The organism is Streptomyces sp. NBC_00510 (assembly GCA_036013505.1).
In the GTDB taxonomy this organism is placed as follows: domain Bacteria; phylum Actinomycetota; class Actinomycetes; order Streptomycetales; family Streptomycetaceae; genus Actinacidiphila.
In genome coordinates this window covers 360,328-373,728 of the sequence record CP107851.1, presented here as the reverse complement: position 1 = coordinate 373,728, position 13,401 = coordinate 360,328, and the positions used below count along the sequence as shown (strand labels likewise).

The following is a 13,401-nucleotide window of genomic DNA, read 5'->3' as shown; positions in this document are numbered from 1 at the left end:
GTGGATTCCTGGAGCGAGGATGGAGGGGAGGCGCTCAACCGTGGCAGGGATACTCGCCACAGAAGATCAAGTGGTCGTGCATTTGGCGTGGTGGGAAAAGGCGGCCGCCCATCACCGCGACGTGCGTGTGCCTCTGGAGGCCGTGTGTCGAGTGACGGTCGAGCCTGACTGGTGGCGAGCCGTGCGCGGTGTTCACGAGCGCGGCCTCTGCATTTCCGGCACCCTGTGTATTGGCACGCGCTGCCATCAGGCCGGGAAGGACTTCGCTGCCGTGCGATGGGGCAGGCCCGCGGTGTACGTCGAACTCCGGCCCTCCGCCCCATTTCGCCTTCTCGCCTCCTCCGCACGGGACGACAAGGAAGCCGAAGCAACAGCCGGGCACATTGCCCAGGCCGCGCCGAACATCGACACATCAACACCGTGGCGGCAGCCCCTACCCATGCTCGATGAATCGGAATATGCGGCGGCGCTGGAATATCACCAGCGGCGGTCCAGCGCGTGGCATCGGGTGGAGGGCGCGCTTGATCGTTTGGGAGCACGGGCTTGGTCAGGCCCGTGTCAGGCTGCGCAACGGCTTCGCGGGGCAAAAAACAGCCCCCCGTAGTACTGCGCGTGCCCTGAACTTCCAGTCGTCACTGTCGCCTCGGTATCGCGCCGGCTTGCGCAGGCAGGCATCGGCGCACGCCGCAGTAGACGCCTGGGCGCGGGCGATGCATATTCTGCGGTCACAGCCGGCTGCGCGGATGCGGACCTGGACCTGGCGGTGGACGATCCGCGCTGGGTGGAATGGCAGGGAGCGGCGCTGCCGGGCTGGGGTGGCCTGGCGCCGCACGGCTGTGTGCCGCGCCGCCTTGTGCCAGCGACGGGGCGGGATTGTGTTTCGGCGCGTCAGCGAGGCTTAACGACCAGCCCGCGGCCGGTGTTTGGCCTTCCTTTTTGCTGCCCGCTGTCTCGTAGTGCTTGGGCAGGTCGGTATTGAGGTGGGTATGTCGCGGTGGCAAGTGGCGCAGGCGCCGGTCCAGGTAGCCGGGGCTTCGTCCTCGGACACGGCGGACGCGGTCACGACGACCCAGCCGCGCATCGGGCGCCCGGTGGATTCGAAGGGCCGCGTCCCGGGCCGTGCCAGGGCGGCCTCGGTGGCGTCCGGGCCGACCCTGACCATCGGTTGGTCCCCGGCCACCCCGACCGCCACGTTGCCCTCGTACAAGAACGCCAGCCCGCCGAACATCCGCTTCTCCGTGATGCCCGGATCCGTACCGAGCCTGGCCCGGAAGCGTTCCGCCGGTCCTTCGTCGTGCCATGACCGTCCTCATCCTCGCGTGCGGCTGCTCACCTGCTGCACCAGGTCCTGGAGGTCCTCCACCAGCGACGAGCGCCCTTGCGCCCCATCATCGGTCCGGCCAGCCGGTAGAGGCCGGAGGCGTCACCGCGCACGCGGATCCGGGCCTGCGTGCCGCCGTCGGGGAGCGGGGCGAAGCTGTAGGTCACGTGCATCGGCATCGGGCCGGCGACCGAGACCATGTCCAGCAGCCTCGGGGGCTCGTAGGCGGCGACGCGCAGCACGTAGTCGATCCGCCTGCCGAGGAAATACGCGGTGCGGGTTACCTCCGCTCCAATTCCGAACCCGCCGCCATCCGCCTCCCGGGTCAGGGCCGCCTCGCGGATGCCCTGCGTCCAGTCGGCATCGTGGCGCCAGTCTGGCGTACGCCGCCACCCGGCCGGGCGGGAGCGGGATCACCCGCTCGGCCGTCACGTCGATCGTCATCGGTGTGCCGCTCAGAGGGTGAAGAAGGGCTGGGGGGTGCCCGTCTCGGTGTACTGCCTGAGCCGGTCCATCAGCTGACCCCAGGTGTCGGCGGTGTGCGGGAGGCCGGGGTCGTCGGCTGCGAAGCCGGCGTGCCGGAAGTCCACCCGGGTGCCGGTCCCGTTGGGGGTGTCGGTCAGCTGCCAGGTGATGACGGTGCCGGACCAGTGGGGCGGGAAGTCGCCGATGGAGGTCCACACGATCTCCTCGGTGTCCGCGCGGTCCCGGCGGAGCCGGAAGGGCTCGGGGATCTGCGGGAAGTCGAAGAGGAGGATCTCGCCCTCTCGGTTCACTCCGGTGGTCCACCAGGCGATGAGGCCGTCGTGGGTGTTCAGCGCCTCGTAGACCTGGGTGCGGCCAGCGTCGATGTCGGTCCGGAAGGTGATCTCGGACATTGCTGCTCCTTGTGTGCGGGGAGACCGGGTGGGCTCAGAGGGTGAAGTACGGGACCGGGGTGCCGGTCTCCACGTACTCCTTCAGGCGGGCGAACATGCCGGCCCAGCCCATCGTGACCTCGCGGAACATGTCGTCCGTCTCGGCGAACCCGGTGTGGTCGAACCGAGCCACCGTGCCAGCTTCGGGATGCACCTCCAGGGCATAGACGATCTCGGTGTCGATCCACTGCGGGGGTCCCGCGACGACGGTCTGCGCCAGGCGCTTGCCCGCCGCAGCCTCGTCGATGCGGAAGTCCCAGGTCATCGGTGCACCGGGGAACGACAGCCGGTGCAGGGCGCCGACGCCCTCGCCGATCTCGGCTCCGGTGGTGAACCAGCCGGCGACGCCTTCGGGGGTGGAGATGGCGCGGTAGACGGTCTCCGGGTCGGCGGCGATACGGATCTGTAGAGCGATGTCAGCCATGGAGCGTCCTTCTCATCGTGGATCCGGCGGGAGCGCCTGAAGCGTGCTTTAGTGCACACTAAAATGATTCACTTGGCAAATTGCAGTGTCCGCTAAAATGATCTGCATGGATGCGGTAGGGGCAGTCGCCGAGCCCAGGCGGCGCGAGATCCTGCGGCTGGTCTGGGACTCGGAGCTGTCGGCGGGCGAGATCGCCGAGCGGTTCGACGTCACCTTCGGCGCGGTCTCCCAGCACCTGAAGGTGCTCAGGGACTTCGGCCTGGTTACGCTGCGCCAGGACGGCAAAAAGCGGTTCTACCGCGCGGACCGCGAAGGCATGGGCCCGCTGGCCGACTACCTGCAGTCGATGTGGGCTACCAAGCTCGACGCCCTCGCCGAACTGGCCGAGGCCGCCGAGCGGGCGGAAGGAACGGGCACGTGAGCGGCACAGCGAGCGACGGCGTGGTCACGGTCGAGCGGCACATCGCCGCCCGTCCCGAGACCGTGTTCTCCTTCTTCACTGACCGGGACAAGTGGCTGTCCTGGATGGGCCGGGAGGGCGAGTTCGTGTTCGCGCCCGGCGGTGACTACCGGACCAACATCACCGGCGAGAACGTGGCCGAGGGCCGGTTCGTCGTACTGGACCCGCCCAAGCGGCTGGTGTTCACCTGGGGCTGGGCCGAGGGCGGAATGCCCGTGCCACCCGGCTCGACCACCGTGGAGATCACCCTGGAGCCCATCTCGGACGGCACCCTACTGCGCCTGGTCCACAGCGGACTGCCCTCGCCCGAGGCGTGCGCCGCGCATGAGGAAGGCTGGACGCACTACGTGCAACGCCTCGCCGTACGAGCCGAAGGCAGCGACCCGGGCCCCGACCAGTGGATGTGACCAGCCCGCCCGCGGCGGCGCGTGACCTACCGGCGCGTACGTAATCGCGCTCACATACCCGCATCGCGCCGCCTCCTAATAAGGGCTCCTATAGCGTCAGCCCCCAAGAGTAAAAGCTCGACGTCAGGAAGAGGCTGATCGGCGGCATCGGCATGAGCATCTGGATGTCCCTCTCCCGGCCGATCATGGGCACCGCGATGATCACCATGGTCGCCGGGCTCCTCGACACCTCCAACGCCTTCGCCGGCATCACCTTCGGCGTGGTGCTGGGGCCGCCCAACGCATCGTACCGGCAGTCGTCCTCGGCCTCGCTTACGGCGCGGTGTGGTGGACAGTCGGCGCGCTGTGGATGATGCCCGCCAACATGGGCATGCCCGTCTTCGAGTGGAACGACGTCACCGCCTCCAGCCTCGGCGCCCACCTCGTCTTCGGCCTGCTCGCCGGAACCACGTTCGCGTCCATCGCCCAGGCCACGGGCAAGCGCACCGGCTCGGCCCGATGAACCATGAGGCTCTCGCGTCAACCCCCACCCCACCGCCCGGGGCGGCACCGCGCCGCATAGCCGTTGACGGCGGTGCCGTGCCCTACTGTCTGGCGGACAGCGCTCGACACGGTCGCAGTGATCGCGGAGTAACGACGGCCGTCCGACGACGGCGGGCTGCGATGCTTGACCAAGACGACGTCGCGCCAGGCGCCATGACGGCTCCCGGATAGTCCAGGTCCCTGCCCACTCGGTGGAATCGACCGACTGACGGAACCCGTACATGATCCCCGCTTTCACTCGGGACCTTGAGCGCGGTTCAACGGTTGGGGCCTCCCGGAATCCGCGAACTCGCGCGGTTCGGACGGCAACGGCTACAAGGCCGTCCACGACCGTTTCGGGCACGCCGCCGGCGACCAGGTCGTCATCACCCTCGCCCCCGCCTCCGGCAATGGGCCACCGATGGCGGTCGCCGACACCCTGCGGCGCTGCGCGGCCCGTCCCGCACTGGGACCTGCTGCTGCCGTTCACGCTGTCGATTGGCGCCGCCCACACCACCGACCTGCCCGGCCACGGCTACAGCGCTCTCCTGCACGCCGCCGACGTGCCGATGTACCGGGTGAAGACCGGTGCCAAGGCGTTCCCGTACCTGGGCACCGCCGACGAGGTCACCCTCGCCTCCGTCAACGGGTGCCGCCCCGGCCTGCCCTGGTGGACTGGCGCGACACGAGCCACTTCCGCTTCGACGCCCCGTACGGAAAACCCACCCCGCTGCGCTCCCACATCGGGGAACCATCGCACAAGGTCTGCGCCAAAGCGTGGAACGCCGAACACCCCGGCGAGACCCGGTTCGTCTCAGACCCGCCCCGGCGCAAGCGCAAAGCATCCACGCCTGCCCCCCAGCTGACCTTCCCTTACTGCGACTTGGGAGGATTCGTTCTGTGAGTCGAACCGGTACACTGCGCCACCTGGCCAATGAGGCCGACCCGCGCATCCCCTTCCCCTACAGGGCCACCCCCACGGCGTGCCGGGCGGAACCCGAGCTGTTCGCCTACGAGCACGGCTCCAGCAACAGCGGCGACATCACCGCCCGCGTCGACCAGGCCACCGCCTGTGCGGCGTGTCGACTGGCATCCGACTGCCTGAAATGGGCCCTGGCCAATCCGGATCTCACCCAGACCGGCATCTGGGCGGCCACCACACCCCGACAACGCAGCACCCTTTGGCAGCGCATGGTCGCCGGGCTCGGCCCGGACTGGGTCACCGTCGTCGCCGAACACGACCGCCGGCGCGGTACGGCCGAGCAGCCGCGCGTGCTCGTGTTGCCGGACGAGGCCGAGCCGGGCGGCCCCCGGCGGTCCGTCCCCGACGCCATCGCCTGAGTACCGTGCCTGCATCGTCCGTCCCCGTTCACCGCGCTTGCTCGCCCTGAACGTGGCCGCCTGACGATCCCCATGAAGCGGCCCTTGGCGTCCAGAGCGAACTCTGGGCACCAAGGGCGGCCTTTTTGATTTCTGGAGTGGATTCAGACTGCTGCCGACTCCGACGTCCTCATCTCCACCTCTATCCCGGCCGACGACGACAGCGCGTCTGTACGGGTCCACCGCGGGGCAGTTCCGTCTTCCTCTCGATGCCAGCGAGCTACGCGAGCACGGCTTCCTCGGTGGACTTCTTCTTCCCGGCCGCCTCCGGAGGGCCGGTCGTTATGGCGACGGCGCAGCCAGACCCGGGCCCCACACTCCCGCCGAGGTCAGAACCCTCAACTGTGATTGCAGCACTAAGCTTGACGTTTAACCTCGCAGGTCACTCGACCTGCTGATCTGCGGTTTTTCCCGGGACAGTGGGGCGCCGTTCTCCACCCTTCGAGACGTCGGGTCACGAAGCACGAGAGCACGGCCGCTGCCCATGAGTCTCCCCGTCGATGCGCCCGTGGGTGAGGCGTTGGACGTGTTGTCCCGCTTTCGGGTCGAGTTCGACGACTGCTTGTACAGCCGTGCCGATGCGCTCTTCGAGCTCACCGACGCGGTGCTGTGTGGAGACGGGCCGGGGTGCTCGGCTTCGATGTCGAGGCTGATCGAAACGAAAAGCGGTGTTGCAGGTACGTATGCGGTGCCTGAGGCCCGTGCCCTGGGGCGCGGTGGGGTTTTCGATATGCGCACGATATGTGGCGGCTCGTAGCCTCGAACCATGCGAGTGCTGATTGTCGAGGACGAGCCGTATATGGCGGAGGCCATCCGTGATGGGCTGCGCCTCGAAGCCATCGCGGCGGATATCGCGGGCGACGGCGACACGGCTCTGGAGCTGCTGAGCGTCAACGCGTACGACATCGCCGTCCTGGACCGGGACATCCCCGGACCCAGCGGGGACGAGGTCGCCAAGAGCATCGTGGCCTGCGGCAGCGGGATGCCGATCCTGATGCTCACTGCCGCCGACCGGCTCGACGACAAGGCCAGCGGGTTCGGACTCGGGGCCGACGACTATCTGACGAAGCCGTTCGACCTGCAGGAGTTCGTGCTCAGGCTCAGGGCGCTCGACCGGCGGCGGGCGCACAACAGGCCGCCGGTACGGGAGATCGCGAGCCTTCGGCTTGACCCGTTCCGTCGCGAGGTCTACCGCGACGACCTACATATCGCGCTGACCAGGAAGCAGTTCGCGGTGCTCGAGGTCCTCGTCGCCGCCGAGGGCGGGGTCGTCAGCGCCGAGGAGCTGTTGGAACGGGCGTGGGATGAGAACGCCGACCCATTCACCAATGCCGTACGCATCACGGTCTCGGCGCTGCGCAAGCGGCTGGGTGAGCCCTGGGTGATCGCCACGGTGCCCGGTGCCGGGTACCGCATCGACACCCAGCCCGGGGGAGGCGACTGTGGATAGGCAGCCTGGGTTCAGTGTCCGGATCAAGCTCACCCTCAGCTACGCCGGCTTCCTCATGGTGGCGGGCACTCTGCTGCTCGCGGCGGTCTGGGTGTTCCTCCTGGCGTACGTCCCCGATCGCGCGATGCTCACGAACCAGGACCCCGACTCCCTCAACGGTGTCTTCCCCATCCGATCCCGCCTCCTGCATGAATTCGCCCCCAAGGCGGCCGCGGTCATGGTGTTCCTGCTGATCTTCGGCCTCGTCGGAGGCTGGCTGCTCGCCGGCCGGATGCTTGCCCCCCTGACCCGCATCACGGACGCCACCCGCGTGGCCACGAAGGGCTCGCTGTCCCACCGGATCAGGCTGCCGGGACGCAAGGACGAGTTCCGTGAACTTGCCGACGCCTTCGACACGATGCTCGGCCAGCTCGAGGCGCACGTCGACGAGCAGCGGAGATTCGCGGCCAACGCCTCCCACGAGCTGCGTACGCCGCTGGCCATCTCCCAGGCACTCCTCGACGTGGCACGCAACGATCCGACGCAGGATCTCAGCGAGCTACTCGACCGGCTGCACACCGTCAACGCCCGGGCCATCGACCTCACAGAGGCGCTCCTCGTGCTCAGCCGCGCCGAACAGCGGTCCTTCACCCGGAAGCCGGTCGATCTGTCCCTGCTCGTGGACGAGGCCGCCGAGACGCTGCTCCCGCTCGCCGAGAAGCGCGGCGTCGCCCTGGAGACCTCCGGTGACATCGCCACGGGCTTCGGTTCGCCGGCGCTGCTGCTGCAGCTGACGACGAACCTCGTGCACAACGCGATCGTCCACAACCTGCCCGAGAAGGGCTCCGTGGAGGTCGCGACCAGCGTGGGCCCCGAGAGCGTGCTGCTCACGGTCGAGAACACCGGCGAGAAGCTCTCCCCGCAGGTGGTCGCGACGCTCACCGAACCGTTCCAGCGCGCCACCGAGCGCACGCACAGCGACCACTCGGGGGTCGGCCTCGGGCTCGCCATCGTCAAGCGGATCACCGAGGTGCACGACGGCACCCTCACCATCACCCCGCGCCAGGACGGCGGGCTCCGCATCGCCGTCGAACTGCCCGCAGCACCGGCGCATTTCAGCGACAGGACGTCTGATCAGTGAGTCAAGCAGTACCAGAAGTCACCGCCGCACCCCAGCAGCGCGGCGCGGGCCATGAGGACAACGGCCTGCGCCCGCGGATCCGCAGGGCTGTCCGCACCCTCGCCGGTCCGGGCCCATGGAAGCGCGGCATCCTGCTCGCGACGCTTGCGGTGTTCCTTGGCCTGCTCATGGCGCTGCACTCCAAGATCACGGACTTCGGTGGCCTCGGCTCACTGGTGGAGACCTTCCTGCCATGGTGCGGCGTGTTCGTCCCGGTGCTGCTCGCCGCCGCGCTGTGGCGACGGTCCGCCACGGCCGTGGTGGCGCTGCCCCTTCCAGTCGTGGTGTGGGTGAGCCTCTTCGGCGGGCTGCTCACCGACAAGTCCCAGGCGGGCGCCGACCTCACCGTGGTCAGTCACAACGTCGGCGCCGAGAACCCCGACCCGGCCGGCACGGCACGCGCCCTCGCCGCCTCCGGTGCGGAACTGCTGGCGCTCGAGGAACTGACCGACCAGGCCCGCGACACGTACGAGAAGGAGCTCGCGAAGACGTATCCGCACCACGCGGTCGAGGGCACGGTCGGACTGTGGAGCAAGCTGCCGCTGTCGGACATCCAGGCGGTCGACGTGCTGCGCGGCAATGTCGGACCGCTGGCGCGACAGCGACGGCCCGAGGACGTGCCCATCGACCCACCCCGTGCGCTGCGCGCCACGGTGGCCACGGACCAAGGGCCGCTCGCGGTGTACGTGGTGCACCTTGGGTCGGTGCGTGTGAAGCCCAGAGGCGGCTTCTGGACGGACTCACGGGACGACGGCGTGGCGAAGCTCACCAAGGCCGTAGCCGCCGAGCGCAGCGAGCGGATGGTGGTGCTCGGCGACATGAACGGCGCCACGGACGACCGCAGGTTCGCCGGCCTCACCTCGCAGCTGCGCTCGGCCCAGGAGGAGGCCGGTGACGGCTTCGGCTTCAGCTGGCCAGCGTCCTTCCCGATGGCGCGTATCGACCAGATCCTGGTCAGGGGTGTGGAGCCGAAGAGCTCCTGCGTGCTTACGGAGACCGGCAGCGATCATCTTCCGGTGGCGGCCGGGATCAGCTGGTGAACTCACCCACGGGCGCCGCATGGCTACCTACGTTTTTGTGGCTGGCCGCGGGACGGGAAGTTGCCTGGGCCGCTGTCGTGTCCCGCTGTGCGGGAGCCCTCGCCGCAGTCGGCTGAACGGTGTTCTGGCGGGCGGCACTGTGATGGATGTGGCGTTGGTCGGTGCGCGAGTGGATGTATCGATACTGCTTGCGGCGTGTCGTGACCAGGGCCCACGAGCGGCAATACTGCGCACACTGTGTATATGGGTGTTGTGACCGCCAGTGCGGAGCGTGAGGATCTGCTGGCAGCGGCCGTCGTGAAGGCCGTCCAGGGGACGAACGCGTACGCGGGGAGCGTCTTCCTCCGTTCTGGGGATCGCCGCTCGCTTGTGCTCGCCGCGACCTGCGGGGTGCCTCCGTCCCTGCTGGGCGGCTGGCGTCTGATCCCGGTGAACAGCCCCATCCCGGTTGCCGCGGCCTACCGCTGCGGGCGCACGATCCACCTGGCTGATGCCGACGAGACGGCGCGTAGGTATCCCCAGCTCGCGGTGGCCTTGCCGCATGCTTTCGGCTCCTGCTCGGTGCCGGTCAGGGCAGGCGGGGAGACTTTCGGGGCATTGGCGGTCGTCTGGGCTGCGCTGCCTGGCTGTGAAGGGCTGCCCAAGGCGCAGCGTCGCCATCTGCGGACCGTCGCCAACCGGCTCGGTGCTTCCCTGGGCGCCCTCCACTGCCGTACCGGCGATCCCGTCGACTGCGGCCCGCAGACGGTTCCTGCCCAGATCCCGGCTCCCTGCGCACCGGCTGTGCGGGTGGGGTTGTTCGACTGGGATCTCCTGACCGGCGCCTTTACCGGGGACGACGAGCTCTGTGCGATCGTCGGTGTGGACCCCTGCACCTTCGATGGGCGGGCGGACACCTTCGCTGGCCGGCTCCATCCCGGCGACCTTGCCGCCTTCCGTGCCTCGGCCCGCGCGGCCGCCAGCGAGGGCAGGGTCACGGCACGGCGTCTACGCGTACGAGAGGCCCAGGGCGGCGCGCACAGCGGAGATAGGTATCGCACGGTCGAGCTATGGGGCCGCATACCGGAAACCGGCGACGAGCAGGCGGGCACCCACCTGGTTGGCGCGGTTCTCGACGCACAGATCGGCGGTGCGGCTGTCGCTGCGGTCGAGCGACTGCGGGACGGGCTGTTCTCCCTTGGCCCGGACGGCCGGGTCACCTACGCCAACACCAGCCTGGAGCGGCTGCTGGGCGTACGGCGCGAGGCGCTGCTCGGGCGGTGCCTGTGGGACGTGCTGCCGTGGCTGTCCGATCCCGATGTCGAGTACCGGCACCGATCCGTGGTGATCTCACAGACGCCGGCCTCCTTCATAGCCTGCCGGCCCCCGGACCAGTGGTTGTCCTTCTCCCTCCACCCGGACGCCGGCGGCGTGACCGGCACAGCCGTGCCGGTGACACGGCCCGCCTCAGCCGAGCCGGCGCCCGCCACGCCGACCACGACAGGAGCTGTCGGCGACGCACCGGCACGTCTGGGCGTGATGTACCACGTCCTGCAGCTCGGCAGCGCGCTGACCGAAGCGGTCACCGCCCGTGAAGTCTGCGACGTCGTCGCCGACCAGCTCCTGCCGGCCTTCGGGGGCCAGCAGCTGGCGATCTACGTGGTCAGTGAGGGAACCATGCACCTGCTCTTCCACACCGGCCACCACGAGGACTTCGTGGACTGGCTGGAAGGCACGCCGCTGCACGCCCACCTACCCGCCACGGAGGCCCTCACCTCCGGCGTTCCCCTGTTCATCGCTTCACAGCAAGACCTGTCGAAGGACTACCCGGGCATCCCCACGGGAGAGGTGAGTTCCTGGGGATATCTACCGCTGATCGCCTCCAACCACCCCGTCGGCACCTGCGTGCTGGGCTTCGACGAGACCCACCCGTTCACCACCAAGGACCGCAGCGTCCTGACCGCGCTCGCCGGCCTGATCGCCCAGGCCCTGGAACGGGCACGGCTGTACGACGCGGAGTTCGCCCTGGCCCGCGGCCTGCAGCAGGCCCTGCTGCCGCACCGGCTACCGGAACTCCCCGACCTGCGCACCACCGTCCGCTACCTGCCCGGCAGCAGCGGCATGGACATCGGCGGCGACTGGTACGACGTCATCCCTACCAGCAACGGAGTATCCCTGGTAATCGGGGACGTCGAAGGACACAGCATCGCCGCGGCGGCCACCATGGCCCAACTGCGCAGCGCCGTACGAGCCTTCACAACGACAGGCCACAGCCCCGGCGACATCTTGGCGGGTACCAACCGCACACTCATCGACCTCGACCCGGGGCAGCTCGCCAGCTGCTGCTACATCCGCCTCGAGCACGGCCACCGCCTGCAGGCCGCCCGCGCCGGCCACCCCCCGCCCCTGCTGCGCCGCCCTGACGGAACGACCGACGTGCTGGAACTGGAGGGCGGCCCCCTCCTCGGCGTGGACCCCACCAGCGCCTACCCGCAAACCACCTTCGACTTCCCACCTGGCTCCATCCTCGCCCTCTACACCGACGGCCTGGTCGAGGAACGCGGCACCGATATCGATGTGGGGATCGACCGGCTGCGGACATGCCTGGCCCACGCCCCTGCGGCCTCCCTGGACGAACTTGCCGACCGACTGCTCCACCACGCCACGCGTTCCCCCTACCGCGCCGACGACATCGCCCTGCTCCTCACCGAATACAGCCCCCAGCTTGCTTGACAGTCGCTGAAGCGGTGCCCGTCCGGCTTACGAATCAAGGTCATCTGCGTTGATGAGGCCATCGCGAGGAGTTGGCGATGGCGACGTCTGGGCGATACCGGTGGCGCCGGCCATCGACGTCACGCCATGCTGCTTTCCGCATTGTGCTTGTACCGGCGGTGGAGTCGCCGGCAGCCGGCGAGTCAGGCCAAGCCGGTTCGATCATGACGTAAGTGTGGCGAAGAGGTCTGGGATCAACGCCGCGTTGGGGTGACTCAAAGGGACGGTCAGTACCGGCTTCTCGACGCCCTTCTGGTAGATGAGGATCATGCCGTTCCTCAGCTGCGGAGCGCTGACCGACTCCCAGGGCAGGGAGAGCCGCGGCTTGGCACACGCGATGCCGTCCTGGCTCACCTTCACGCTGCCGCCGACCGTGATGGTCTCACCACGGCGAACCTGGGCGACCAGTTCGGTGAGCAACCGGGGCTCCAGGTACTGCCTGGCCAGGCTCACCAGAAACGCCCACTCCTCGGGCTGGTCGGCTCGGCGGCCCGCCCTGGAGAAGTGCACGGCGACCTTCGGCCCGCCGTAGTACGGGTAACGCCCCACCTGGAAGTCCCACTTGTTCTCGTAGAACGTGGGGAACATGAAGCGTCTTTCCGCGATCTGGGTCGCCGAATAGCTGACCCAATCCACCTGGTCGAGCTCGATTGATTTTCTGCCGTAGGTGATCACCTGGGGGTCGGCGTGGAGGCTTGTCCAGCCGATTTTGGTGTCGAGGACCGGCATCCGGCCGGGCTGCGCCACCCGGGCGGTCGCCGTCGGGTCCTGCGGAGGTTCCGGCGCGTCGTACGGGTTCCGCGAGCCAGGGGCCACCACGGCCTCGGGTTGCGGGACCGGCTCCTGCCCGGTCGGTGGCGTCGCGGGCCGATCTTGCCGGAAGTCGGGCGGCCGCGTGGTCGCACCGGCGGCCTGCGGTGCCGGGCGGGTCGCAGCGCCGCGCCGGCGCTGGCGACGTATGCGGTCAGCCATGCCGGTGTGTGGGCGCGCGGGTAGGCGGCCAGGTCGTCGCGGTAGTGCTCGGGGGTCAGTAGATCGTCGTCGGGGATGGGATGGTCGCCGTAGTCGTAGTCTGTGGCAACCTGGGCGTTCGTGCCTGCGCTGTGGCTGACGGTGAGCAGCAGGCGCCACCACGGCCCGGCCGGCATCTGCGCGGCGAGGTGTCGCTGCCGGCGGACCAGTAGGGCTATCTGCTCGGGTACCCGCGCCTCGGTGCTGCGTTTCCCGGTCCAAAATCGCAGTTGGGCGACCTCGCCGGAGACTGTGAAGGAGAAGACCGCCGCGAAGCGGTCCCACCCTGGCGGGCCGAGCTGGGCCAACTGCTGTGCTATCGGCCCGATCAGCCCGGCTGCCCTGGACGCGACGGCCTCCTCGGCGGGGGCGTCGATGGTGAAGGAGCTGATCCCCGCGGAGCCTTCCGAGGCGGAGTCCAGCCGCAGGACCTCGTCCCTGAGGTCGGCCATGAACCGTTCCTCGGCGGGCCTGCGGCGAACGTAGGCCCTCTTCGGCGGTGAACATCTCCTCCGCCTGCTGCGGAGGGACCGAGCTCGATATCTCCTTGACCCGCCCG

General features: G+C 69.0%; 16 protein-coding genes and 1 pseudogene. 11 read left to right on the top strand and 6 right to left on the bottom strand.

The annotated features are described in order from the left end of the window. Nucleotides 1–40 precede the first annotated feature (40 nt). Nucleotides 41–604 carry a hypothetical protein gene (locus tag OG937_01780; GenBank protein WUD70518.1) on the top strand — a complete coding sequence of 188 codons (564 nt, stop codon included), beginning with the start codon at nucleotides 41–43 and terminating at the stop codon, nucleotides 602–604. A 294-nt stretch (nucleotides 605–898) separates the two neighbouring features. Here the strand turns inward: OG937_01780 and OG937_01775 are convergent, their stop codons facing one another. From OG937_01775 to OG937_01760, 4 genes and pseudogenes are all read right to left on the bottom strand, one after another. Beyond that, nucleotides 899–1,243 carry a TfoX/Sxy family protein gene (locus OG937_01775; protein WUD78600.1) on the bottom strand — a complete coding sequence of 115 codons (345 nt, stop codon included), beginning with the start codon at nucleotides 1,241–1,243 and terminating at the stop codon, nucleotides 899–901. 66 nt (nucleotides 1,244–1,309) lie between these two features. Then, nucleotides 1,310–1,765, bottom strand: a pseudogene (locus OG937_01770) (SRPBCC family protein). A gap of 11 nt (nucleotides 1,766–1,776) precedes the next feature. Continuing rightward, entirely contained in the window at nucleotides 1,777–2,199 is a 423-nt protein-coding gene (locus OG937_01765) for an SRPBCC domain-containing protein (GenBank protein ID WUD70517.1), read from the bottom strand. A gap of 34 nt (nucleotides 2,200–2,233) precedes the next feature. Next, nucleotides 2,234–2,662 (bottom strand): SRPBCC domain-containing protein, encoded by a 429-nt coding sequence (locus OG937_01760; GenBank protein ID WUD70516.1) that lies wholly within the window; start codon nucleotides 2,660–2,662, stop codon nucleotides 2,234–2,236. Nucleotides 2,663–2,768: 106 nt separating this feature from the next. Between OG937_01760 and OG937_01755 the strand changes: the two genes are divergently transcribed. The 10 genes from OG937_01755 (at nucleotide 2,769) to OG937_01710 (ending at nucleotide 11,792) form a co-directional block, all read left to right on the top strand. Next, nucleotides 2,769–3,083, top strand: a complete 315-nt coding sequence (locus tag OG937_01755; GenBank protein WUD70515.1) for a metalloregulator ArsR/SmtB family transcription factor — start codon at nucleotides 2,769–2,771, stop codon at nucleotides 3,081–3,083. Next, nucleotides 3,080–3,529, top strand: coding sequence for an SRPBCC domain-containing protein (locus OG937_01750; protein ID WUD70514.1), 450 nt, complete (start codon nucleotides 3,080–3,082; stop codon nucleotides 3,527–3,529). The genes OG937_01755 and OG937_01750 overlap by 4 nt, the downstream gene beginning before the upstream one ends. A gap of 152 nt (nucleotides 3,530–3,681) precedes the next feature. Then, a complete protein-coding gene (locus OG937_01745; protein WUD70513.1) occupies nucleotides 3,682–3,882 on the top strand; it encodes a hypothetical protein in 201 nt (66 codons plus the stop codon). Then, nucleotides 3,879–4,031 carry a hypothetical protein gene (locus OG937_01740; protein ID WUD70512.1) on the top strand — a complete coding sequence of 51 codons (153 nt, stop codon included), beginning with the start codon at nucleotides 3,879–3,881 and terminating at the stop codon, nucleotides 4,029–4,031. The genes OG937_01745 and OG937_01740 overlap by 4 nt, the downstream gene beginning before the upstream one ends. A 920-nt stretch (nucleotides 4,032–4,951) precedes the next feature. Next, entirely contained in the window at nucleotides 4,952–5,392 is a 441-nt protein-coding gene (locus OG937_01735; GenBank protein WUD70511.1) for a WhiB family transcriptional regulator, read from the top strand. 547 nt (nucleotides 5,393–5,939) lie between these two features. Further along, entirely contained in the window at nucleotides 5,940–6,188 is a 249-nt protein-coding gene (locus OG937_01730) for a hypothetical protein (protein WUD70510.1), read from the top strand. Between the two features lie 9 nt (nucleotides 6,189–6,197). Further along, on the top strand, nucleotides 6,198–6,881 hold the full coding sequence (locus OG937_01725) for a response regulator transcription factor (protein WUD70509.1): 684 nt from the start codon (nucleotides 6,198–6,200) through the stop codon (nucleotides 6,879–6,881). Further along, nucleotides 6,874–8,001: a HAMP domain-containing histidine kinase gene (locus tag OG937_01720; protein ID WUD70508.1), complete on the top strand. Its 1,128-nt coding sequence runs from the start codon at nucleotides 6,874–6,876 to the stop codon at nucleotides 7,999–8,001. Before OG937_01725 ends, OG937_01720 begins: the two co-directional genes overlap by 8 nt. Further along, entirely contained in the window at nucleotides 7,998–9,080 is a 1,083-nt protein-coding gene (locus OG937_01715; protein WUD70507.1) for an endonuclease/exonuclease/phosphatase family protein, read from the top strand. Before OG937_01720 ends, OG937_01715 begins: the two co-directional genes overlap by 4 nt. Nucleotides 9,081–9,323: 243 nt before the next feature. Continuing rightward, the gene (locus OG937_01710) at nucleotides 9,324–11,792 is read left to right on the top strand and encodes a SpoIIE family protein phosphatase (GenBank protein WUD70506.1); all 2,469 of its coding nucleotides are present in this window, start codon (nucleotides 9,324–9,326) and stop codon (nucleotides 11,790–11,792) included. Nucleotides 11,793–11,993: 201 nt separating this feature from the next. Here OG937_01710 and OG937_01705 read toward each other — a convergent pair whose 3' ends face one another. Further along, a complete protein-coding gene (locus OG937_01705; protein WUD70505.1) occupies nucleotides 11,994–12,419 on the bottom strand; it encodes a hypothetical protein in 426 nt (141 codons plus the stop codon). 83 nt (nucleotides 12,420–12,502) lie between these two features. Beyond that, nucleotides 12,503–13,294 carry a hypothetical protein gene (locus tag OG937_01700; GenBank protein ID WUD70504.1) on the bottom strand — a complete coding sequence of 264 codons (792 nt, stop codon included), beginning with the start codon at nucleotides 13,292–13,294 and terminating at the stop codon, nucleotides 12,503–12,505. Nucleotides 13,295–13,401 lie beyond the last annotated feature (107 nt).

Excerpts from the sequence above, each read along its gene's own strand:
- OG937_01765 (WUD70517.1), bottom strand. The coding sequence starts at position 2,199 with ATGTCCGAGATCACCTTCCGGACCGACATCGACGCTGGCCGCACCCAG.
- OG937_01705 (WUD70505.1), bottom strand. The coding sequence starts at position 12,419 with ATGTTCCCCACGTTCTACGAGAACAAGTGGGACTTCCAGGTGGGGCGT.
- OG937_01760 (WUD70516.1), bottom strand. The coding sequence starts at position 2,662 with ATGGCTGACATCGCTCTACAGATCCGTATCGCCGCCGACCCGGAGACC.
- OG937_01700 (WUD70504.1), bottom strand. The coding sequence starts at position 13,294 with ATGGCCGACCTCAGGGACGAGGTCCTGCGGCTGGACTCCGCCTCGGAA.
- OG937_01740 (WUD70512.1), top strand. The coding sequence starts at position 3,879 with ATGATGCCCGCCAACATGGGCATGCCCGTCTTCGAGTGGAACGACGTC.
- OG937_01725 (WUD70509.1), top strand. The coding sequence starts at position 6,198 with ATGCGAGTGCTGATTGTCGAGGACGAGCCGTATATGGCGGAGGCCATC.
- OG937_01745 (WUD70513.1), top strand. The coding sequence starts at position 3,682 with ATGAGCATCTGGATGTCCCTCTCCCGGCCGATCATGGGCACCGCGATG.
- OG937_01755 (WUD70515.1), top strand. The coding sequence starts at position 2,769 with ATGGATGCGGTAGGGGCAGTCGCCGAGCCCAGGCGGCGCGAGATCCTG.
- OG937_01710 (WUD70506.1), top strand. The coding sequence starts at position 9,324 with ATGGGTGTTGTGACCGCCAGTGCGGAGCGTGAGGATCTGCTGGCAGCG.